Source organism: Actinoplanes sp. CA-030573 (assembly GCF_050951115.1).
Taxonomy (GTDB): domain Bacteria; phylum Actinomycetota; class Actinomycetes; order Mycobacteriales; family Micromonosporaceae; genus Actinoplanes.
Map to the genome: position 1 here is coordinate 5,011,256 of NZ_CP192038.1, position 21,320 is coordinate 5,032,575.

A 21,320-nucleotide genomic window follows, 5' to 3' on the forward strand; every position below is an offset into this window, starting at 1 on the left:
GGGAGCGCTCCCAATCCATGACTGTAAATGTAAGGGGGCCAGCGTGGCCAGCCGCCGAAAGATCGCCGCCGTCCTCGCCGCCGCCACCGTGGGCGCCGGGCTGACGGCCGTCGCGACCCGGGCCGACGCCGCCGCCGGCTGCCAGGTCCGCTACACCGTCACCAACCAGTGGCAGGGCGGCTTCGGCGTGGCCGTCGACATCACCAACCTCGGTGACCCGATCAACGGCTGGACGCTGACCTTCACCTGGCCCGGCACCCAGACCATCGCCCAGCTCTGGAACGGCGTGGTGACCCAGGCGCGCGCCGATGTTCAGGTCAAGGACGCCGGATACAACGCAAATATCGCGACAAACGCGACGACAAGCTTCGGCTTCAACGCCAGCGGCACGGCAGCAACCCCGACATCGTTCTCGTTGAACGGGACCGCCTGCACCGGAAGCACCACCCCGACAACGGGCCCGACCACGGCACCGCCGACCACGACACCGCCGACCACGACGCCACCGACCACGACGCCACCGACCACGACGCCGCCGCCGGCCGGCGGCACGGCCACCGTCAACGGCAGACAGGTCGAAAAGCTGGACCGCGGCGTCGTCAGCGTCCACTCCGGAAGCGGCAACCTGGTCAGCTGGCGCCTGCTCGGCACCGACCCCGCCGGCATCGCCTTCAACGTCTACCGGGGCACCACCAAGCTCACCGCGAGCCCGCTCACCACCTCGACGACCTGGCTGGATCCGGGCGCCGCCGCCGGCTCGGCCTACACGGTCCGGGCGGTGGTCAACGGCGTCGAGCAGGCCGCCGAGGGGCCGGCGCTGACCTTCGCCAACGGCTACCTCGACGTCCCGATCCAGAACCCCAACAGCTCGCTCTACACCGCCAACGACGCGAGCGTCGGCGACCTCGACGGCGACGGCAAGCTCGACATCGTCCTCAAGTGGGATCCGGCCAACTCCAAGGACAACTCGCAGTCCGGCGTCACCGACCCGGTCTACGTCGACGGCTACCGGCTCGACGGCACCCGGCTCTGGCGCATCAACCTCGGGCGCAACATCCGGGCCGGCGCGCACTACACCCAGTTCCAGGTGTACGACTACGACGGTGACGGCGACGCCGAGGTGGCCATGAAGACGGCCGACGCCACCGTCGACGGCACCGGCCGGGTGATCGGCAACGCCGGCGCCGACTACCGCAACTCGTCCGGCTACATCCTTTCCGGCCCCGAGTACCTGACGATGTTCGACGGCCGGACCGGCGCGGCGACCAGCACCGTCAGCTACGAGCCGCCCCGCGGCACCGTCTCGAGCTGGGGCGACTCCTACGGCAACCGGGTCGACCGGTTCCTGGCCGGCACGGCCTATCTCGACGGCGCCCGCCCTAGCCTGATCATGACGCGCGGCTACTACACCCGTACGGTCATCGTGGCCTGGGATTTCCGCAACGGCGCCCTGACCCGGCGGTGGACGTTCGACTCCAACGGCAGCGGCAACAGCGCCTACGCCGGGCAGGGCAACCACCAGCTCGCGATCGCCGACGTCGACCAGGACGGCCGGGACGAGATCGTCTACGGCGCGATGGCGATCGACGACAACGGCGGCAAGCTGTGGAACACCGGCAACGGGCACGGCGACGCCCTGCACGTCGGCGACCTCGACCCGTCCCGCCCCGGCCTCGAGGAGTTCAAGGTCGACGAGGACGGCAGCAAGCCCTCCTCCTGGTTCGCCGACGCCCGCACCGGCCAGGTCCTGTGGACGACCCCGGCCAACGGCGACAACGGCCGCGGCGTCAGCGACGACATCTGGGCCGGCAGCCCCGGCGCCGAGTCGTGGTCGGCGGCCGCCGACGGCGTGCGCAGCCCGTCCGGCGCCGTGGTCGCCACCCGCAAGCCCGGCTCCACCAACTTCGTGGTCTGGTGGGACGGCGACGCCACCCGCGAGCTGCTCGACGGCACCCACATCGACAAGTACGGCACCTCCGGCGACACCCGCCTGCTCACCGCGGCCGACGTGCACGCCAACAACGGCACCAAGTCGACCCCGTCGCTCTCCGGCGACCTCCTCGGCGACTGGCGGGAGGAGGTGATCTGGCCGACGACGGCCAACAACGCGCTGCGCATCTACAGCACCCCGAAGCCCACCGACCGCCGGATCGTCACCCTGCTGCACGACGTCCAGTACCGCGAGGCGATCGCCTGGCAGAACACCGCCTACAACCAGCCGCCGCACCCCAGCTTCGCCATCCGATGACGCCTACGTGATCAGCGCGCGCACCCCCAGGTTCCGGATCGAGGCGTCCAGGACCTGGGCGGTGTGCGCCAGGGAGATCTCCCCGCCCTGACGCCGGGCCGCGGCCGCGATCTGCATGAGACACCCGGGATTCGCGGTGACCAGCAGGGACGCTCCGGTGGCGAGCACGGTGCGGGCCTTCCGGTCGCCGAGCTCGGCGGCCGGCACCGGGTTCAGCACGTTCCAGATGCCGGCCGACCCGCAGCAGATCTCCGGATCGGCGATCTCGCGCAGCGTCAGCCCCGGAATCCCGGCCAGCAGCGACCGGGGCTGCGCCCGCACCCCCTGGGCGTGCCCGAGGTGGCAGGCGTCGTGATAGGCGACGGTCATCTCCAGCGGATGCCGCGGCGCCACCGGGCCGAGCTCGGCCAGCAGCTCCGACAGGTCGCGCACCTTCGCCGTGAACGCCCTCGCCCGCGCCGCGAAGGCGGGATCGTCGGCGAGCAGCTCGTCGTACTCCTTGAGCGACGACCCGCACCCGGCCGCGTTGACCACGAAGTAGTCCATGCCGGTCCGCTCGAACGTCGCGATCAGCCGGCGGGCGAACCGCTGTGCCTCGGCCCGGCGTCCGTTGTGCACGCTCAGAGCACCGCAGCAACCCTGCGACGGTGGGATCAGCACGTCGCAGCCCTCGGCCGCCAGCACCCGCACGGTCGCCGAGTTCACGTCCGGGAAGAACGCGCTCTGCACGCACCCGGTCAGCATGCCGACCACCGCGCGGCGCCGGCCGCGGGCGGCCACGCGCTCGGGTGGGCGCGGCACGCGGCGCAGGGGTGGGGCCAGCGATTCGAGCGTCGTGAGGGTCGGGCCCAGCCGCTCGAGGAGACCGGTGCGGCCGATCAGCTTCTGCAGACCCGAGGCCTGGTACGCCCGGAGCGGCCCCCGCAGCAGCCGAAGCCGGCGCGGATAGGGGAACAACGCGAAGATCGCCGAGCGCAACGCCCGCTCCCGGGCCGGGCGCGGATGCCGCCGCTCCACCTGCGCCCGGGTGTCCTCGATCAGCCGGTCGTACCGCACACCCGACGGGCAGGCCGTCACGCACGACATGCAGCCCAGGCAGCGGTCGAAGTGCTCGACCATCGAGTCGCTCAGCGGCTCCCCGTCGACGCCCTGGTTCATCAGGTAGATCCGCCCGCGCGGCGAGTCGGCCTCGGCGCCCCACAGCACGTACGTCGGGCAGGTCGGCAGGCAGAACCCGCAGTGCACGCAGTCGGCGATCAGATCCTTCCGCGGCGGATGATCGTCGTCGAAGGCCGGCTCGGAGGACCGGACCGGCCCGAGCACGTCGCGCGGCGGCTCGCCGGTGCCCCAGGTGGCGTCGACCATCAGATCCCTCCCACGAACCGGCCGGGGGAGAAGCGGCGCCCCGGGTCGAACTGGTCCTTGATCCGCCGCATCAGCGTGAGCCCCGGCACCGGTCCCCACATGTCGAGGATGTCCCGCCACTCGGGCGGCGCGGTCAGCACCACCGCGTGCCCGCCGAGCCGCACGCACCGCGCCCGCAGCCGCTCGACGTCGGTGATCCCGGCCGCGCCCGCGTAGAGCACGCCGGTGCCGGCCGACCCCCGCACCGGGTCGCCCTCGGCCACCAGCTCGGGCACCTTCGAGATCGGCACCGACAGCTTCAGGCCGATGCCGCCGGCCGCCCACGGCTCGACGCCCCACCACGGCGGCGCCTCCTCGGCGACCTCGCCCCCGAGCACCTTGGCGACCACCCCGGACCGCTCCCGTACGCCCTCGGCCGTCCCCTCGATCAGCACGGCCAGCTCACCCGACGCCGAGTCGATCTCGATCGCGGCCGGCGCCACCCGCGCCTCGAGCACCCGGGCCACCTCGGAGGCCGGCGCCTGTGCCCGCACGAACACCGCCGCCCGCGGCCGCGGGTGCAGCCGGAACGCGCACTCGGTGATCAGCCCCAGCGTCCCGTACGACCCGGTGTACAGCTTGCCCAGGTCGTACCCGGCGACGTTCTTGACGACCTTCCCGCCCGACTTGGCGACCTTCCCGTCGGGCCGGACCACCGTGATGCCGATCAGCAGGTCGCGCGTCGTGCCGTAGTGCAGCCGCCGCGGCCCGCTGGTGTTCACCGCGACCGTGCCGCCCACGGTCGCGCCGGCCGGGCCGTCCAGCGCGAGGACCTGATCGCCGAGCGCGATGTCGCCCAGCGGCGTCCCGGCCCGGACGATCGTGATCAGGTCACCGGCCGCGTGCTCGACGACGCCGGCCATCCGCCGCGTGTCGATGATCAGGTCGAGCGACTCGGGCGGCGGTCCCCAGTCGAGCTTGGTGCCGGCCCCGCGCACGACCACGGTCAGATCCCGGGCGGCCGCGATCAGCGCGGCCGCCTCCGACGTCGTCGCGGGCGCGGCCACCAGCCGGGCCGGCACGCCGCCGACCACGTCCTCGTCGCCGGCCGGCCGGGTCAGCTCGTCCAAAGTAGTCATCAGAAGACCTCGGCCACGCCTGATTCCTGCAACGGGTGCGCGCCCTGATGCCGGCCGGGCCGCTCGCCGCACAACCGGGGCGTCGGGAAGATCTTGCCCGGGTTGGCGATGCCGTCCGGGTCGAAGGCGCACCGCACCAGCTGCATCGTGTCGAGGTCGTCGTCGGTGAACATGCGCGGCATGTACTTCGCCTTGTCGGCGCCCACCCCGTGCTCGCCGGTGATCGACCCGCCGTACTCGATGCAGAGGTCGATGATCGCGCCCGACGCCGCCTCGGCCCGCTCCGCCTGCCCCTCGATCGCGTCGTCGAACAGCACTAGCGGATGCAGGTTGCCGTCGCCGGCGTGGAACACGTTCGCCACCCGCACCCCGTGGCCGGCCGCCAGCTCGCCGATGCGGCGCAGCACCTCGGGCAGCTCGGTCCGCGGGATCACCCCGTCCTGCACGATGTAGTCCGGGCTGATCCGGCCGACCGCCGCGAACGCCGACTTGCGCCCCTTCCAGAACAGGGCCCGCTCGGCGTCGTCGGCCGCTATCCGGATCTCGAACGCGCCGTTCTGCTCGCACAGCCGGCTCACCTCGTCGAACTGGGCCGCCACCTCGGCCGCCGGCCCGTCCAGCTCGACGATCAGCACCGCGCCGGCGCCGGCCGGGTAGCCGCACGCCACCGCCGCCTCGGCCGCCTCGATGGCCAGGGCGTCCATCATCTCGATCGCGGCCGGCACCACCCCCGCGCCGATGATCGCCGAGGTCGCGGCGCCGGCCTGATCGGTGCCGTGGAACGCGGCCAGCAGCGTCCGCACCGACTCCGGCAGCCGGGTCAGCTTCACCGTCACCTCGGTCGCGACGCCGAGCGTGCCCTCCGACCCGACGAACGCGCCGATCAGGTCGTAGCCGGGCGGATCCGGCGCCCGCCCGCCGAGCCGCACCACCTCGCCGTCCGGCGCCACCACCTCGAGCCCGGTCACGTGGTTGGTCGTGAACCCGTACTTCAGGCAGTGCGCGCCGCCGGAGTTCTCCGCCACGTTGCCGCCGATCGAGCAGATCTGCTGGCTCGACGGGTCGGGCGCGTAGTAGTAGCCGTGCGGCGTGGCGGCCCGGGTGACCTGCAGGTTGATGACGCCCGGCTGCACGACGGCCCGCTCGTCGCCGGGCGCGAGCTCGAGGATGTCGCGCATCTGGGCCGTCACGATCAGCACCCCGTCGGCATGGGGGAGCGCGCCGCCGGACAGGCCGGTGCCCGAGCCGCGCGCCACGAACGGGACCTTCGCCTCGGCGCAGGCCCGCACCACGGCGGCGACCTGCCGCGTGTCCTGCGGGAGGGCGACCAGGGCGGGCACGACCCGGTAATGGGCGAGCCCGTCGCACTCGTAGGTCCGCAGCTCCTGCCGGTCGGTGATCACCCGCGCCGCGCCCAGCTCGGCGCGGAGCCGTTCGGCGAGCCTCTCGATCACAGCCACCGCGACCCCCTCACCGCCGACGAGTCCCCGGTCAACGTAACCCGCCACGCGGGCGCGGCGCGACCAGAGAGTCCGGTCCGGAGCCGAGCTGTCACGCTCCGTAGACCAGTCGGCGAGGGCCGGATCATCTGCCAAAATGGCCGGATGTTCGTGACCCCCCGAGCCGCCCGGGCCGCCGTCGTGGCTGCTTGCGCGCTTGTCGTGACGGCCGCCTGCAGCAGCTCCGGCGATGATGAGCAGCCCGACCGGCAGACCATCACGACGACCACGATGCGTGGCGCCCTGCTCCAAGCGGCCGAGGTCGGGCCGACCTGGACCGCCCCCGACGAGAGCGCCGACCCCGACCAGCTGATGAGCATCTGCGGCGGCACGTCGCCCGCGCCCAGCGTGCCGCCCGGCGGCCAGGTCGTCGCCGCCCCGCTCGTCGACGAGGGCGAGAAGGGCGCGCAGACGCTCGAGCAGGTCGCCATCGTCTACGGCGACAAGACCGGCGCCGACGCGGCCCTCGCCGGGCTCCGGGGCGTGGCCGAGGGTTGCCCGCGGACGGTCTCGGTGCCGGCCACCAGGACCAGCGACCGCAACGAGCCCGCCTACACCGAGACGGTCGAGATCCAGCCGCTCGACCAGGGCGCCTGGACGGGGTTCGTGGTCATCCGGCACAAGAAATACGACCCGTCGCACCCGGGCACGGCCGACACCGCCGTCACCGTCGTGCAGTCGGCGAACGTGGTGCTCGTCGACGCGTACGCGATCTATCAGCTGAACAGCGCGACCCCCGCACCCGGCTTCGCCACCGACTGGCAGAAACTTGTCGGCACGGTCGTGCAGCGCGTGGGATAGACAGACCCGCCCGGCGTCGTCTAATGTTCGGCGTGCGCCGTTGAGAGTTCTTCCCCCGTGGAATTCTCAGCGGCGTCTTAACTTTCCGCGAAGGTCACCGGCAGCGCCGTGAAGCCGCGAATCGTCAGACTGTCCCGCCGCACCGGGTCCCCGTCGAGGCGGATGCCCGGGAAACGCCGCAGCAGAGCCGGAAACGCGACCTGCGCCTCGAGCCGGGCCAGCGGGGCGCCCAGGCAGTAGTGGATGCCCCCGCCGAAGGACAGCGGCGCATTGTCCCTTCTGGACAGATCCAGCCGGCCGGGCGCGGCGAACCGCTCCGGGTCCCGATTGCCCGCACCGAGATAAGCGACAATCCGGTCGCCGGGCGCGATGCCGACGCCGCCGATCGTCGTCTCCTCCCACGCCACCCGCGCGACCAGCTGCACCGGCGAGTCGAACCGCAGCAGCTCCTCGACCGCCGCCACCGGGCCGGCCGCCAGCGACGGGATCGAGGCGGGCGACGCGAGCAGAGCCACCAGCCCGTTCGCGAGCAGGTTGGTGGTCGTCTCGAAGCCGGCCGCGAACAGCAGCGCGGCCATCGTGACCAACTCGTCCTCGGCGAGCCGGTCGCCCTCCTGCTCCACCGCCACGAGCGCGCTGATCAGGTCGTCCCGCGGCTCCCGGCGGCGGACGGCGGCCAGCGACGCGAGATAGGACCGCATGGTCGCGGCGGCCGGGTCGGCCCGGGCGATCACCTCCGGGGAGATGGTGTCGAGCAGCTGCGACCAGTCGCGTACCAGGAACTGGAACTGTCCCCGGTCCTCGGCGGGGACGCCGAGCAGCTCGCCGATCACGTTGACCGGCAAGGGAAACGCGAAGGCCGCGATGAAGTCGGCCGGGCCGGACAACGGTGCCAGCAGGTCGTCCACCATCCGCTCGACGGCCGGCCGCAGCGCCTCGACCCGGCGCGGCGTGAACGCCGAGCTCACCAGCCGCCGCAGCCGCGTGTGATCGGGCGGGTTGATCGCCAGCAGGCTCGTGAACAGCTGCTGGAGGGCCGGATGGTCCTTCCAGTCGGGCAGCCCGACGAATGCCAGCATGTCCGCCGGCATGTGGCCGAGCCGGGCATCCCGGGTGACCGCGGCGCAATCGGCATACTTCGTCACCACCAGCGCGCCGTCGTCCGCGCGCAGCACCGGCGAGATCTCCCGCAGGCGGTCGTAACGCGGGTACGGATCTTCCCGGCCGATCGGCGTGGTCAGCTCGCCGAGCAGGGCCGACACCTCGGGTCCCGCCACAATGTCCACCACCCGGACGACCTTACAAGGGCCGGGGCTTGAGCGAGGAAGGGTCGTGTTTTAGGCTCGTTGCGGTCTCATCAACCACAGTTTATGACGTCCTACATCGGGGGATGTGCATGGACGCACAGCGCGTCCCTGCTCATGGGCGTCGTAGCGGCCCGTTAAAGGGCACGGCCAGATGCCGCGGCAGGGGGAGGAGGGCGTGGTGGGCGCCTTCTCCATCGCCGAGAAGCTGGACCGGTTGTTCCGCCAGGTCCGTGACGCGGGCCGGGCGGAGCCGAGCTACATGGCGGTCGCCGAGGCGATCCGCGCCGGCCAGGGCGTGGCGATCTCGCACACGTACATCTGGCAGCTGCGCACCGGCCGGCGCGACAACCCGACGGTCCAGCACCTGACCGCGCTGGCCACCTACTTCGGCGTCCCGGTGTCGTACTTCCTCGACGACGAACAGACCCGGCGGGTGGACGCGCAGCTCGACCTGCTGCGGTCGATCAGCGACGCCGGGGTCACCGAGATCGCGTTGCGCGCGGCCGACGTGTCGCCGCGCGGCCGCGAGACGATCAGCGAGCTGATCCGGAAGGTCTGGGAGTCGGAGCAGCGGCAGCCGTGACGCGCGCCTTGCGATAGGCGCGGCTCACCCGGCTCAGCCACGCCACCTCGTCGGCCATCTGCGGCCCGACCGGCGCGAACGTCCGCCCGTCGTCGTCCGGCGGGCATCCGGCGGCGCGGCGCCGCAGCGCCACCGCGATGGCCATGGCCTCGGCCTGCGGCGTCTCGTGTGAGCCGTCCGCGAGGTAGGGGCGCAGCGCCAGCATCCCGTCCCGGATCTCGATCACCCGCCGGTAGAGCCGCAGGTGCAACTCGTCGACGCCGGCCAGCTCGATCACCGCCCGGCGCGGCGAGAACAGGATGACCTCCGGGAACGCGTCGCGCATGGCGGTCCACAAAGGCCTCAGAACCAGCAGGCTGACGTACGCGGTGAGCACCGCCCGCGCCCGGCGGCCGGCCGGCACGAGGCCCCCCGACACCGCCAGCAGCGTGCCCACGCCCTGCAGGTAGTGGCCCCACGGCGCCACCGCATCGAAGTCGATCGGCACCCCGGCCCCGCTCAGCACGATGAGGGTCGTCTTGGCCGCCGCGTAGACCGAGATCATGGCCGTGCCGACCGCGGCCGTGCGCAGCCCGAGGCGGGGAAGGCCGGCCGGCGCGTCCCGGGCCACCGACCAGAACAGCAGCGTCGCGATGATCAGCACGGTGCCCAGGTAGACCTCCAGCACCGCCCAGTAGGCGACCGTCGCCGGCGACAGCGGCCCGGCCAGCCGCGCCGGACCGGGGTCGATCCCGCCCGTCACCGCGTCCAGCACCAGCAACGTGACCAGCACCGTCACCGTCAGCGCCAGCTGACGGCGCAGGCCACCGGCGCCGGTCAGCAGGGCCAGGAACCGCAGCAGCACGAACGCCGCCACCGCGCCGAGCAGGTGGGTCAGGATCGGCCGGCCGACCGCCTCGGCGACCGGGGGGAACGCCGACGTCTCGGTGAGCGCGCCGGCGAACAGCGTCGCCCACAAGGCCTGCTGCCGCTTGTCACGCAGCAGCGTCGGCAGCCGCGCGACGCACGCGCCCCACAGCAGGGCCAGCAGGGCGACGTCGAGGATCACTCGGCATAGCCGAAGGCGTCGGCCACCCGGCCGGGCGTGCCCGGCGGCGGCGCCGAGCGCCCGCGGATCAGCGAGGCCACCATCTCGGCCTCGCGCTCCTGCTCGCAGGTGTAGCTGACCCGGCCGAGCACCCGCCGCACGGTGGCCGGGTCGAGATCGGGGAAGAGCCGGGCGAACGCGCCGTCGGCGCCGGCGTGCCCGCAGATCATGTGGGCCAGCTCGTGCAGCACGATGTGCTCGGCGTGCAGCGGCGAGGTGCCCGGATCGTAGAAGACGTGATCGGCCCGGTCGGTGGCGATCCACAGTCCGCACGGCGCCTCGGCGCTCAGCCCGGGGACCGGCCGGCGGATCAGCGGGCGGCCGCGGCCGGCGGCGACCCCGGCGCAGAACGCGTCGAGGTCGAACGGGCGCGGGACCCGGATGCCCCGCAATCGCCGCTCGCTACGCCACCGCAGACCCCTCACCGGCGAAACGTTACCCGCAGGTCCGTTTGCACGGAACTGCGCGAAGAAAGCGCTTCCCGAACAGAGACCTGCGGGGACGTGTGGAAAACCCCACGCGCAGGTTAACTATTCGGCCCACGTCGGCTTAGCCTTACGAATCCCGGGGCAGAAACCAGTTGAGCCGCGGAATCGAAACCGGAGGTGGTCGGCATGGCCAAGTTCGTCTACGACTTCGCCGAGGGGAACAAGGATCTCAAGGATCTGCTCGGCGGCAAGGGCGCGAATCTCGCCGAAATGACGAATCTCGGGCTGCCCGTGCCGGCCGGCTTCACCATCACCACCGAGGCCTGCCAGCGGTACCTGGCCGCCGGCACCCATGTGGACGGTCTCGACGCCGAGATCGACGAGCATCTCGCCGCCCTGGAACGCTCGATGGGGCGGCGGCTCGGCGACCCGGCCGACCCGCTGCTGGTATCCGTACGCTCGGGCGCCAAGTTCTCGATGCCGGGCATGATGGAGACCGTCCTCAACGTCGGGCTCAACGACGAGTCGGTGGACGGGCTGTCCCGGCAGGCCGGCGGCAACGACCGGTTCGCCTGGGACTCGTACCGCCGGCTCATCCAGATGTTCGGCAAGACCGTCTGCGACGTGCCGGGGAGTGAGTTCGAGGAAGCGCTGCACGCGGCGAAGGTGGCCAAGGGCGTCAAGGACGACGTCCAGCTCGACGCCGACGATCTCAAGGGACTGGTCGGCGCGTACAAGAAGGTCTTCGCCAAGCACACCGGCCACGACTTCCCGCAGGACCCGCGGCAGCAGCTCGACCTCGCGATCGAGGCGGTGTTCCGCTCGTGGAACGCCGACCGCGCCGTGCTCTACCGGCGGCAGGAGCGGATTCCCGCCGACCTCGGCACCGCCGTCAACGTGGTCGCGATGGTCTTCGGCAACCTCGGCCCGGACTCCGGCACCGGCGTCGCCTTCACCCGCGACCCGGCCACCGGCGAGAGCGGCATCTACGGCGATTACCTGCAGAACGCGCAGGGCGAGGACGTGGTGGCCGGCATCCGCAACACGCTCCCGCTCGCCGACCTCGAGAAGATCGACAAGAAGTCGTACGACGAGCTGCTCGCGATCATGGCGACGCTCGAGGGCCACTACCACGACCTGTGCGACATCGAGTTCACGATCGAGCGCGGCAAGCTGTGGATGCTGCAGACCCGGGTCGGCAAGCGGACCGCGGCGGCGGCCTTCACCATCGCCGCGCAGCTCGTCGACGAGGGGATGATCGACCTCGATGAGGCGCTCACCCGGGTCAGCGGGGCGCAGCTCGCCCAGCTGATGTTCCCGCGGTTCGACCTCTCCGGCGACCCCACGGCGATCACCCGCGGGGTCGGGGCGTCGCCCGGCGCCGCGTACGGGAAGGTGGTCTTCAGCTCCGCCGAAGCGGTCGCCGCGGATGGCCCGGTCATCCTGGTACGCCGGGAGACCAACCCGGACGACCTGCCCGGCATGATCGCGGCCCAGGGGATCCTCACCTCCCGCGGCGGCAAGACCTCGCACGCCGCGGTCGTGGCCCGCGGCATGGGCAAGACGTGTGTGTGCGGCGCCGACGAGATCGAGGTCGGCCGCGACCAGTTCACCGTGGGTGGCCAGGTGGTGCGCGCGGGCGACGTCATCTCGATCGACGGGACCACCGGCCGCGTCTACCTCGGCGAGGTCCCGGTGCGCCCGTCCGAGGTGGTGCAGTACTTCGAGGGCGACCTCGACCCGGCGCTGGCCAACGAGCCGCTGGTCGCCGCCGTGCACCTGCTGATGACGCACGCCGACTCGCGGGCGGCGCTCAAGGTGCGCACCAACGCCGACACCGGTGCCGACGCCGCCCGGGCCCGCCGCTTCGGCGCGCACGGCATCGGCCTGTGCCGCACCGAGCACATGTTCCTCGGCGACCGGCGGGAGCTGGTCGAGCGGCTGATCCTGGCGCCCAACCCGGCCGAGCGGAACGACGCGCTGGCCGCGCTGCAGCCGTTGCAGCGGGCCGACTTCCTGGACATCTTCCGCGAGATGAACGGGCTGCCGGTGACCGTGCGGCTGATCGACCCGCCGCTGCACGAGTTCCTGCCGTCGCTGGAGGAGCTGGCGGTGCAGGTCGCCGTCGCCAAGGCGCGCGGCGAGGAGAACGAGCGCGACGAGCGGATGCTGTCGGCGGTACGGCGCATGCACGAGCAGAACCCGATGCTCGGCCTGCGCGGCGTCCGGCTCGGCCTGGTGATTCCCGGCCTGTTCGCGATGCAGGTGCGGGCGATCGCCGAGGCGGCGGTCGCGCTGGCGGCCGAGGGCGGCCACCCCAAGCCCGAGATCATGGTGCCGCTGGTCGGTGCGGTCCAGGAGCTCGAGACCGTACGCGCGGAGGCCGAGCGCATCATCGCCGAGGTGGTCGGCGACTCGGGCGTCGAGGTCCTGATCGGCACCATGATCGAGGTGCCGCGCGCGGCGCTGACCGCGGGCCAGATCGCCGAGGCGGCCGAGTTCTTCTCCTTCGGCACCAACGACCTGACCCAGATGGCCTGGGGCTTCTCCCGCGACGACGTCGAGGGCGCGTTCTTCTGGCGCTACCTCGAGCTCGGCATCTTCGGCATCAGCCCCTTCGAGTCCATCGACCGCGACGGCGTGGGCCGTCTGGTCCGCATCGCCGCCGCCGAGGGCCGGGCGACCCGCCCCGGCCTGAAGCTGGGCGTATGCGGCGAACACGGCGGCGACCCCGAGTCGGTGCACTTCTTCCACGAGGTCGGTCTCGACTACGTGTCCTGCTCGCCGTTCCGCGTCCCGGTGGCCCGCCTGGAGGCGGGTCGCGCAGCCGTCGAGTCGACCGGGTCGGACCACCGCTGACCCGCGCTTTCCCGTCGCGCTCTCGCCCGCCGTTCTGCGCGCCCGGCCGGTCCGTCCCGGCCGGGCGTGCGCTCTCCCCACGCGTCTTGCTTCCGTGGGCCAGGTTGCCCGCTTCCGCCGTGCCCGCGCTCGCTGCGCCGGCCTCGCGCTCGCGTCGTGCCCGCACTCGCGCCCTTGCGTTCCGCGCGCTCAGGACCCGACGACGTCCACCATCCACTGCACGCCGAACCTGTCCTTGCACTGGCCGAACGTGTCTCCCCACATCTGCTTCTCGAACGCCACGTGCACCTCGCCGCCGTCCGCGAGCTTTTCCCAGACGTCCTCGAGGCCCTCGCCCGGGTCGCCGCTCAAGCTCACGGTGATGTTGTTGCCCGGCTGGAGCGTCATACCCGGCGCGGTGTCGGAGGCCATCAGCCGGTAACCCTGGGGCGTGTCGAGGTTGGCGTGCATCACCAGGTCTTTGATGGCCGGATCGGGGTTGCCGAACTCGCCGAACGTGCTGATCCTCAGCTCGCCGCCGAAGATCGACCGATAGAACTCCATCGCCTCGCGCGCGTTGCCGTCGAAGGTCAGGTAGGGGTTGAGCTGTGACGCCATGTCAGACTCCCTTGGCTGAGCGACTGTCCTTTCCTTTCACCGGCCGACCCTAGACCTGCCGTACGACAAAAATGAGTGGCCGGGACGGCCGGTAGCCCGGTCGGGTCTGAGCATGACGCTGTGGATCGCGAAGTTCGGCGGCGCCCCGGGGAAATGTCCGCAGCGGCGGCCTGGACGGCGACCGATCTCCCCAGCGACGTGCCGCTCGTTCTGGCCTGGGACGGCGACGAGGTGGTCGGCCCGTGACCGCTCCCGAGCTGGGCTGGTGGACTCGCACCCCCCGCCTGCCGGGTCAGCTCGTCGGTGTGTTCTGGTCGTGCAGCAGCAGCCAGTCCCCGCCGACTTGGGCGAAGGTGAGGCTCAGCAGGTAGCGCATGGTGTAGGGACGGCCCTCCGCGTCCAGGTCGTGATAGGCCACCTGGCAGAGGGCCATCCCGGTCTCGCCGACGGTCGCGGTCCGCAGCCGGGAGAGCTCCCAGCTCCAGTCCGGGTCGCCGAACCACTCGCGGTGGAACTCGCTGATCGCCTCGCGCCCCTCGATGAGCCGCCCGTTGGGCAGCACGAGTGACACGTCGTCGTGCACCGACTTCAGATAGCCGTCGAGATCCCGTGCGCTGACCGCGGCCAGGTGCGCTTCCACGGCCTCCGCGAATTCCACGATGTCGTCTGCCCTTCATCCCCGTAGTTGGGTCGCAGCATGCCATCGCGAGGGCGGGCTTCTCCAGCGTTTATCCGATCTGTCCGCCACGGCTGTGGACGGCGACCGGAAATTGTCGTAGGCGGCTGGTTTACTCGCCCCACCCAACAACGGGTGGGGTGCGGCGCGGACCCCAACGCGGCGCTGGGACGGGGCGGCGCAGGCTCGGTGCGGTGCGGCGCGGTGCGGTGCGGCGTGGTTGCGGGCGCGGAGGGCAGGCACGGGTGCGGGTCGGTGCGGCGCTGGGCGGGGCGCCGCGGGCTCGGTGCGGCGCGGCGCTGGGCGGGTCGGCGCCGGTGCGGACGCCGAGGGCGGGCGCGGGCGCGGGGCGGCGAAAGTGTGGGGCGGCGCGACGCGGGGCAGACGCAAATGCGGGAACCCCCAAATCGGCCGCTTCAAGCCAGACAACCGTCCAACTCGGAGAGGTCGCTGATGACGAAGGCCGCCGGCCCGCAGGCGGTGCGCGGCAGCCCCCGGCGGTTCACCCACGCGGTGCGGATGCCGGCGGCATGGGCGCCCTCGATGTCGGTGCGCAGCGAGTCCCCGACGTGCAGGACCTCGTGCGCGCCCAGACCGAGGGCGGCCAGCCCGGCCGCGAACATCGCCGGGTCCGGCTTGTACGCGCCCACCCGCTCGCTGCACACGACCGCGGCGAAGGACAGCCCGTGTGCGTCGATGGCGCGCAGCAAATCGTCGTGGTCGGCGTCCGAGACCACGCAGATCGGCAGCTCGACGCGGGACAGGAAGTCCCGGGTGCCGGGCCGCAGGGGCGGCGCGGCCCAGTAGGCGTACTGGCCGGCGCACAGCTCCTCGGCGTCGCCCGGGCAGCCGAACTCGGCCATCACCGTCGCCAGGCTGCCCACCGAGCAGGCGCGCAACGAGCGGAACGGCGTGCGCTCGGCGAGATCCTCGTACTCGCAGCTCCAGGCCGCCATCACCTCGGCCGCGGTGACGGGCCTCGACGCGCCGGCCGCCACGCGGGCGGCGACCTCCATCATGATGGTGTCGTCGTCCTCGACGACGGTGCCGTAGAAGTCGAGCAGCAGTCCCCTGATCGTCACCCGGTGATAATGCACCGGCGGTCGGTTAAGTTGTCGATGGGATGCACCGTCACCGATCGACGCTGGGGACCCTGCTCCATCACGTGCATGTGAGCGGGCCACTGTCGCGTGCCGCCCTCGCCGAGCGGATGGGCGTCAACCGCAGCACGATCCTGGCGCTCACGGCGGAGCTGGCCGCGGCGGGCCTGGTGCGCGAGGAGCATCCGGAGGGTACGACCGGAGCCGGCCGCCCGTCGCTCGTGGTCCGGCCGGAATCGGGCCGTTTTCACGTGCTCGCCTTCGATGTGGCCGTGGACCGCCTGGTGGCCGCCCGGGTCGGCATCGGCGGCGTGATCCTCGACCGGCGGGAGACCGCGCGCCCGCGGGCCGGCGTGGACCTCGAGACGGTGGTCGCCAAGCTGGCCGCGCTCGGGCGCTCGCTGGCCGACGCCACCTCGATCTGCGTCGGCATCGGCGCCTCGTACTGCGGCATGATCCGCCCCGGCGACGGCATGGTGCGCTACGGCCCGCAGATGGGCTGGGTCGACCAGGCCTTCGGCGCCGAGCTGTCCCGCGCGCTCGGCCTCGGTCTGCCGGTGGCCGTCGGCAACGAGGCGCACCTGGGCGCCGTGGCCGAGTTCCAGCGCGGCGCCGGCGTCGGCTCACCCGATCTGATCTACCTGCACGGCGACGTCGGCGTGGGCGGCGGCATCCTGGTCAACGGCAAGCTGCTGGGCGGCGAGGGCGGCTACGGCTGCGAGGTCGGCCACATGCTGGTCAACCCGGTGAACGGCCGTCCGTGTCTCTGCGGCTCGCGCGGGTGCCTGGAGGCGGAGACGGGGGAGTACGCGCTGCTGGCCGCCGCCGGCCGCGCGGACGACGGCATGATCGGGCGCGAGGCGGTACGGGCGGTGGTTCGCGACGCGGCGGCGGGCGATCCGCGGGCCCGGGCCGCGGTGGCCGCGATCGGCGACTGGCTGGGCATCGGCGTGGCCAACCTGATCAACCTGTTCAACCCCGGCGTGGTCATCTTCGGCGGCATGCTGCGCGACGTCTACGCCGCGGCGGCGCCGCAGGTGGCCGAGCGCATCGCCCAGCACGCCATGCCTGTCTCCCGCGAGCGCGCCAAGCTGCGCCTCTCCGGCCTGGCCGACGACGCCACCCTGCTGGGCGCGGCCGACCTGGGTTTCGCGCCGCTGCTGGCCGACCCGCTGCTGGCCGCCGCCTCCTGAACACACGACCACGCGCGACGGCGACGGGACGGCCGCCCCGGGGAGGGCGCCGCCTCCGGCAGGGCGCCGCGCGACCCGGCCTGCCGCGCGACCCGGCCTGCCGCGCGACCCGGCCTGCCGCGCGACCCGGCCTGCCGCGCGACCCGGCCAGGCGCGCGACCCGGCCGGCCGCGCGACCCGGCCGGCCGCGCGACCCGGCCGGCCGCGAGCGGCGGCCTCGGGCGGTTCAGTCGAACGAGCGGTCGTCGTAGGGGTCGTAGGCCTCGTATTCGTCCTCGGGCGGCTCCTCGTCCGCGAAATCTGCGGAGAACATCGTCGGCGGCGGCTCCGGAGAACGCTGCTGCGGCGCGCGGGAGGGCCGACCGGCATGCGACGCACCGGTACGGGCGGACGGCGAGGCCGAGGCGGGCCCGCCGACGGAGAGGTCTGCCGCGGCGGGGGCAGACGCGGGGGAGGCGGGTGCGCGGGAAGCCGGTGCGGGATAAGCGGGTGCGGGGGAAGCAGGTGCGGGGGAAGCGGGTGCGGGGGAAGCGGGTGCAGGGGAAGCGGGTGCAGACGAAGCAGGTGCGGGGGAAGCGGGTGCAGGCGAAGCGGGTGCAGGGGAAGCGGGTGCGGCGGAGGCGGGTGCGGACGTGGCCGGGGGAGGGGCTGCGACGGCGCCCGCGGCGAGGGTGTCGAGGACCTGCTGGCCGAACTTCGACAGCTTGCTCTGGCCCACGCCGCTGACGGTGCCGAGCTGGGCCAGCGACGTCGGGCGCAGCGCGGCGATCGCCTTCAGGGTCGCGTCGTGGAAGATGACGTAGGCGGGGACGCCCTGCTCCTTCGCCGTCGCCGCGCGCCACGCCCGCAAGCGCTCGAAGTCGCCGGTCGCGGCGGCCGGGAGGTCGGCGGTGACGGCGGGCGCCGTCGTGCGGGAACGCGGCGGGCGCGCGGGCTTGGGGGCCTCGCGGCGCATCATCAGCTTCACCTGGCCGCGCAGCACCTCGGCGCTCGACGGGGTCAGCACCAGCGTGCCGTAGTCGCCCTCGACCGCCAGGTAACCGGTGGCCAGCAGCTGGCGCACCACGCCCCGCCACTCCTGGTCGCGCAGGTCGCTGCCGATGCCGAAGACGGACAGCTCGTGGTGGCGGAACTGGAGGACCTTTTCGGTCTCCTTGCCGAGCAGGATGTCGATCGACTGGCCGGCGCCGAACTTCTGGCCGCGCTCGCGCTGCAGCCGCAGCACGGTGGAGAGCAGCTTCTGCGCGGCGACCGTGCCGTCCCACGACTCCGGCGGGGTCAGGCAGGTGTCGCAGTTGCCGCAGGAGGCCGGCGCCTCCTTCTCCCCGAAGTACGCCAGCAGCTGCCCGCGCCGGCAGGCGACCGTCTCGCACAGCGCCAGCATCGCGTCGAGGTGCTGGGAGGCGTTGCGCCGGAAAGCCGCGTCACCGTCCGAGCTCTCGATCATCTTGCGCTGCTGCACCACGTCCTGCAGCCCGTACGCCAGCCAGGCCGTCGACGGCAACCCGTCCCGCCCGGCCCGGCCCGTCTCCTGGTAGTAGCCCTCCACCGATTTCGGCAGGTCGAGATGGGCCACGAACCGCACGTCGGGCTTGTCGATGCCCATGCCGAACGCGATCGTCGCCACCATGACCAGCCCGTCCTCCCGGAGGAAGCGGGACTGGTTGGCCGCGCGCACCCGGTTGTCGAGGCCGGCGTGGTACGGCAGCGCCGGAATGCCCTGCTGGGACAGGAACTCCGCCGTCTTCTCGACCGAGGCCCGGGACAGGCAGTAGACGATGCCGGAGTCGCCGGGGTGCTCGGTGCGCAGCAGGTCGAGCAGCTGGCGGCGGGGCTCGCTCTTGGGGGCGATGCGATATTGGATGTTGGGCCGGTCGAAGCTGGCGGTGAAGTGCCGCGCCCCGGTCAGCCGCAGCCGGGTGGCGATCTCGTCGCGGGTGGCGGTGGTCGCCGTCGCGGTCAGCGCGATGCGGGGCACGTCGGGCCAGCGCTCGTGCAGCATCGACAGCCCGAGGTAGTCGGGGCGGAAGTCGTGCCCCCACTGGGAGACGCAGTGCGCCTCGTCGATCGCGAACAGCGAGATCTTGCCCCGGTCGAGCAGCCGCTGGGTGGCCGGCACGCCCAGGCCCTCGGGCGCCACGTAGAGCAGGTCGAGCTCGCCGTTGACGAACTCGGCCTCGACGATCCGCCGCTCCTCGAGGTCCTGCGACGAGTTGATGAAGTTGGCCCGGACGCCGAGCGTGCGCAGCGCGTCGACCTGGTCCTGCATGAGCGCGATGAGCGGCGAGATCACCACACCGGTGCCGGGACGCACGAGGGCCGGAATCTGGTAGCACAGCGACTTTCCCCCGCCGGTCGGCATCAGCACGAGAGCGTCGCCGCCGCCGATCACGTGCTCGATGATCTCGCGCTGGTCGCCGCGGAAGTCGGGGTAGCCGAACACGCGGTTGAGCACATCGACAGCCGGGGCAGGAACGGGAGAAGCCACCCCGCGATAGTAGAGAAGCCCACCGACAAGTTGCGCGACCCTGTGGACAACCCGTCACGCCAACGAGGGCAGCGCCACCAGTTCGAGGATCTCGCGGGCCGGCGTGCCCGGCGAGGCGTGCAGCGACAGCGGCGCCGACGGGGACGCGTGCCGTTCGGCCACCTGATGCAGGGCCGACACGCCGGCGCTGGACAGATGCGTCACCGCCGAGAGATCCACGGTCAGCGCCACGGTCCCGCCGCGCCCGCGCCGCAGCAGCTCCTGCCGGGCGACGGCGGCGGTCGAGGCGTCGACCGGTCCCTCGATCCGCACCCGGGTCTCGTCCCCCGCCTCCTCGACGATGCGGAAGGTGCCGGAAGAAGGCGCCGCGAGACCAAGGGGCTCGGAAAAACCGGATAAGCCCGACAAATCCAACAAGAGCGCCGGCCGTACGAGCGTATGCGTCACCGATGCGAGGGTGCCCGGCGACGACGGCTCGACCGACAGCTCGTCCACCAGTTGCGAGGCCATGGCCAGCCCCCGGCCGCGGTTCGGGTCCGGCGTGGGCGCCCGCCACTCCCCGTGGTCGCGGACCGTGAGCGCGAGCCGGCCCGACGGCAGCAGCGACCCGCGCACCTCCACCATCGAGGCCGACCGGGCGTGCTCGATCGCGTTGGTCATCAGCTCGCCGAGCGCGTGCTGCACCACGAACCCGTCGTGCGCGGTGACGCCGATGGTGGCCAGCCACGACCCGATCGCGCCCCGGGCGTCGGCGAGCGACTCGGGCGTCACCGGCAGATCGAGGACCAGCGGGGACGGCGCCGGGACGCGCTGCGCCGCGAGCAGGGTGATGTCGTCGTGATGGCCGGTGGCCCGGACCAGGAGCTCGACCGCCTGGGTGCAGACCCGTTCGGCCGCCGTCGAGCCGGGGTCGCGCAGGGCCCGCCCGGCCGCGCACGACGCCGCGACCGAGGCCAGCTCCGCCGCTCCGGTCGCGTGGGTGCGGCCGGGCCGCTCCAGGACCCCGTCGGTGTAGAGCAGCAGCAGCTCGCCGGGCGCGAGACGGTCGGTGGCCACGGGAAAGGAACCGCCGGTGGCCAGCGGCGTTCCGCCCGTACCGGAAAGGAACCGGGTCTCTCCGGACGGTGACACCACCAGCGGCGGCGGATGTCCCGCCATGCAGTAGACGAGATCGCCGCTGACCGGGTCGAGCTCGGCGATGCCGACCGTCGTCGCGTGGGCGCCCGGCGTCCGCGACGCGAACCGGTCGGCCGCCGCCAGCGCGTCGGCGATGCCCGCTCCGTCGTCGAGCCGGTCGCGCAGCACCGCCCGCAGCTGACCCATCACCCCCGACGCCGACACGCCGTGCCCGACCACGTCGCCGACGATCAGCGCCACCCGCCCGCCGGGCCGGGCAGCCGCGTCGAACCAGTCACCGCCCGCCGCCGTGTCCGCGTCGGCGAGCAGATAGCTGGCCGCGACCTGCACCCCCGGCAGCACCGGCAGCCCGGTCGGCAGCAGCGCCCGCTGCAACGACGTGATCACCTGGCGGGACTGCTCCACCTGCCGCCGGAGGGCGCCCGCCGCCTGCCGCTGCCGCACCGACTCGGTGACGTCGAAGCCGACGCCGATCACGCCGAGGCGCTCTCCCGAGGGCGCATGCCACGGCGTGATGGTGAAGCTGGCGTACATCTCGTGCACCGAGCCGTCGGGCATGTCCAGATGGACCCGCCACTCCCGCCCGTTCTCCGGCTCGCCGGTCCGGTAGACCTCGTAGTACCGGTCGACGATCTGCTGGTCGAGCAGGTCGCTGATGACCTCGCGGATCGGCCGGCCCGCCCAGTCGCGGCCCGGCAGCACCGCCCGGGTGGCCGCGCTCAGGCTCAGCACCCGCAGCTCCGGCCCCTCGCACACGGCGAGGATGAACGGCACCTGGTCCAGTGCCGCCAGCAGCAGCCGGGGATCGTCGGTCATCGGCCCATCGTGCCCGAA

General features: G+C 72.7%; 16 protein-coding genes and 1 pseudogene. 6 read left to right on the forward strand and 11 right to left on the reverse strand.

Features of this window, described 5'->3' with window-relative positions:
- Window positions 1-43: 43 nt before the first annotated feature.
- Window positions 44-2,248, forward strand: coding sequence for a cellulose binding domain-containing protein (locus ACQP2F_RS23225; protein WP_433290570.1), 2,205 nt, complete (start codon window positions 44-46; stop codon window positions 2,246-2,248).
- A 3-nt stretch (window positions 2,249-2,251) separates the two neighbouring features.
- Here the strand turns inward: ACQP2F_RS23225 and ACQP2F_RS23230 are convergent, their stop codons facing one another.
- From ACQP2F_RS23230 to ACQP2F_RS23240, 3 genes are read right to left on the reverse strand one after another with little or no spacing between them, the layout of a single operon-like run.
- The gene (locus ACQP2F_RS23230) at window positions 2,252-3,613 is read right to left on the reverse strand and encodes a (Fe-S)-binding protein (protein WP_433290572.1); all 1,362 of its coding nucleotides are present in this window, start codon (window positions 3,611-3,613) and stop codon (window positions 2,252-2,254) included.
- The gene (locus ACQP2F_RS23235) at window positions 3,613-4,731 is read right to left on the reverse strand and encodes an FAD-binding oxidoreductase (protein ID WP_433290574.1); all 1,119 of its coding nucleotides are present in this window, start codon (window positions 4,729-4,731) and stop codon (window positions 3,613-3,615) included. The genes ACQP2F_RS23230 and ACQP2F_RS23235 overlap by 1 nt, the downstream gene beginning before the upstream one ends.
- Window positions 4,731-6,191, reverse strand: coding sequence for an FAD-linked oxidase C-terminal domain-containing protein (locus tag ACQP2F_RS23240; RefSeq protein WP_433290576.1), 1,461 nt, complete (start codon window positions 6,189-6,191; stop codon window positions 4,731-4,733). The genes ACQP2F_RS23235 and ACQP2F_RS23240 overlap by 1 nt, the downstream gene beginning before the upstream one ends.
- Window positions 6,192-6,335: 144 nt before the next feature.
- Here ACQP2F_RS23240 and ACQP2F_RS23245 point away from each other — a divergent pair, with 144 nt between their 5' ends.
- Window positions 6,336-7,031 carry a hypothetical protein gene (locus ACQP2F_RS23245; RefSeq protein ID WP_433290578.1) on the forward strand — a complete coding sequence of 232 codons (696 nt, stop codon included), beginning with the start codon at window positions 6,336-6,338 and terminating at the stop codon, window positions 7,029-7,031.
- A 77-nt stretch (window positions 7,032-7,108) separates the two neighbouring features.
- Here ACQP2F_RS23245 and ACQP2F_RS23250 read toward each other — a convergent pair whose 3' ends face one another.
- Window positions 7,109-8,320: a cytochrome P450 gene (locus tag ACQP2F_RS23250; RefSeq protein ID WP_433290580.1), complete on the reverse strand. Its 1,212-nt coding sequence runs from the start codon at window positions 8,318-8,320 to the stop codon at window positions 7,109-7,111.
- 169 nt (window positions 8,321-8,489) lie between these two features.
- Between ACQP2F_RS23250 and ACQP2F_RS23255 the strand changes: the two genes are divergently transcribed.
- Window positions 8,490-8,921: a helix-turn-helix domain-containing protein gene (locus ACQP2F_RS23255; protein ID WP_433290582.1), complete on the forward strand. Its 432-nt coding sequence runs from the start codon at window positions 8,490-8,492 to the stop codon at window positions 8,919-8,921.
- Here ACQP2F_RS23255 and ACQP2F_RS23260 read toward each other — a convergent pair.
- A complete protein-coding gene (locus ACQP2F_RS23260; protein ID WP_433290584.1) occupies window positions 8,872-9,969 on the reverse strand; it encodes an MAB_1171c family putative transporter in 1,098 nt (365 codons plus the stop codon). The genes ACQP2F_RS23255 and ACQP2F_RS23260 overlap by 50 nt on opposite strands.
- Complete coding sequence (locus tag ACQP2F_RS23265) at window positions 9,966-10,433, reverse strand: hypothetical protein (protein WP_433290586.1); 468 nt, start codon at window positions 10,431-10,433, stop codon at window positions 9,966-9,968. Before ACQP2F_RS23265 ends, ACQP2F_RS23260 begins: the two co-directional genes overlap by 4 nt.
- 189 nt (window positions 10,434-10,622) lie before the next feature.
- Between ACQP2F_RS23265 and ppdK the strand changes: the two genes are divergently transcribed.
- Window positions 10,623-13,295 carry a pyruvate, phosphate dikinase gene (gene ppdK, locus ACQP2F_RS23270; RefSeq protein ID WP_433290588.1) on the forward strand — a complete coding sequence of 891 codons (2,673 nt, stop codon included), beginning with the start codon at window positions 10,623-10,625 and terminating at the stop codon, window positions 13,293-13,295.
- A 189-nt stretch (window positions 13,296-13,484) separates the two neighbouring features.
- Here ppdK and ACQP2F_RS23275 read toward each other — a convergent pair whose 3' ends face one another.
- Window positions 13,485-13,892 carry a VOC family protein gene (locus tag ACQP2F_RS23275; protein WP_433290590.1) on the reverse strand — a complete coding sequence of 136 codons (408 nt, stop codon included), beginning with the start codon at window positions 13,890-13,892 and terminating at the stop codon, window positions 13,485-13,487.
- 120 nt (window positions 13,893-14,012) lie between these two features.
- Between ACQP2F_RS23275 and ACQP2F_RS23280 the strand changes: the two genes are divergently transcribed.
- Entirely contained in the window at window positions 14,013-14,138 is a 126-nt protein-coding gene (locus ACQP2F_RS23280; RefSeq protein ID WP_433290592.1) for a hypothetical protein, read from the forward strand.
- A gap of 46 nt (window positions 14,139-14,184) precedes the next feature.
- Here the strand turns inward: ACQP2F_RS23280 and ACQP2F_RS23285 are convergent, their stop codons facing one another.
- Both ACQP2F_RS23285 and ACQP2F_RS23290 read right to left on the reverse strand, forming a co-directional pair.
- Window positions 14,185-14,550, reverse strand: coding sequence for a YybH family protein (locus ACQP2F_RS23285; RefSeq protein ID WP_433290594.1), 366 nt, complete (start codon window positions 14,548-14,550; stop codon window positions 14,185-14,187).
- Window positions 14,551-14,984: 434 nt separating this feature from the next.
- Complete coding sequence (locus tag ACQP2F_RS23290) at window positions 14,985-15,650, reverse strand: HAD family hydrolase (protein WP_433290596.1); 666 nt, start codon at window positions 15,648-15,650, stop codon at window positions 14,985-14,987.
- A 41-nt stretch (window positions 15,651-15,691) separates the two neighbouring features.
- Between ACQP2F_RS23290 and ACQP2F_RS23295 the strand changes: the two genes are divergently transcribed.
- Entirely contained in the window at window positions 15,692-16,861 is a 1,170-nt protein-coding gene (locus tag ACQP2F_RS23295) for an ROK family protein (protein ID WP_433290598.1), read from the forward strand.
- Window positions 16,862-17,522: 661 nt separating this feature from the next.
- Here the strand turns inward: ACQP2F_RS23295 and recQ are convergent.
- Together recQ and ACQP2F_RS23305 are read right to left on the reverse strand one after the other, a co-directional pair.
- Window positions 17,523-19,349 (reverse strand): annotated as a pseudogene (gene recQ, locus ACQP2F_RS23300) (DNA helicase RecQ); the annotation flags it as partial.
- 54 nt (window positions 19,350-19,403) lie between these two features.
- On the reverse strand, window positions 19,404-21,302 hold the full coding sequence (locus ACQP2F_RS23305; RefSeq protein WP_433290600.1) for a SpoIIE family protein phosphatase: 1,899 nt from the start codon (window positions 21,300-21,302) through the stop codon (window positions 19,404-19,406).
- Window positions 21,303-21,320 lie beyond the last annotated feature (18 nt).

Bases quoted from the DNA above. Each gene is read 5' to 3' on its own strand.
- ACQP2F_RS23275 (WP_433290590.1), bottom strand. From the start codon at position 13,892: ATGGCGTCACAGCTCAACCCCTACCTGACCTTCGACGGCAACGCGCGC.
- ACQP2F_RS23295 (WP_433290598.1), top strand. From the start codon at position 15,692: ATGCACCGTCACCGATCGACGCTGGGGACCCTGCTCCATCACGTGCAT.
- ACQP2F_RS23230 (WP_433290572.1), bottom strand. From the start codon at position 3,613: ATGGTCGACGCCACCTGGGGCACCGGCGAGCCGCCGCGCGACGTGCTC.
- ACQP2F_RS23255 (WP_433290582.1), top strand. From the start codon at position 8,490: ATGCCGCGGCAGGGGGAGGAGGGCGTGGTGGGCGCCTTCTCCATCGCC.
- ACQP2F_RS23305 (WP_433290600.1), bottom strand. From the start codon at position 21,302: ATGACCGACGATCCCCGGCTGCTGCTGGCGGCACTGGACCAGGTGCCG.
- ACQP2F_RS23235 (WP_433290574.1), bottom strand. From the start codon at position 4,731: ATGACTACTTTGGACGAGCTGACCCGGCCGGCCGGCGACGAGGACGTG.
- ppdK (WP_433290588.1), top strand. From the start codon at position 10,623: ATGGCCAAGTTCGTCTACGACTTCGCCGAGGGGAACAAGGATCTCAAG.
- ACQP2F_RS23245 (WP_433290578.1), top strand. From the start codon at position 6,336: ATGTTCGTGACCCCCCGAGCCGCCCGGGCCGCCGTCGTGGCTGCTTGC.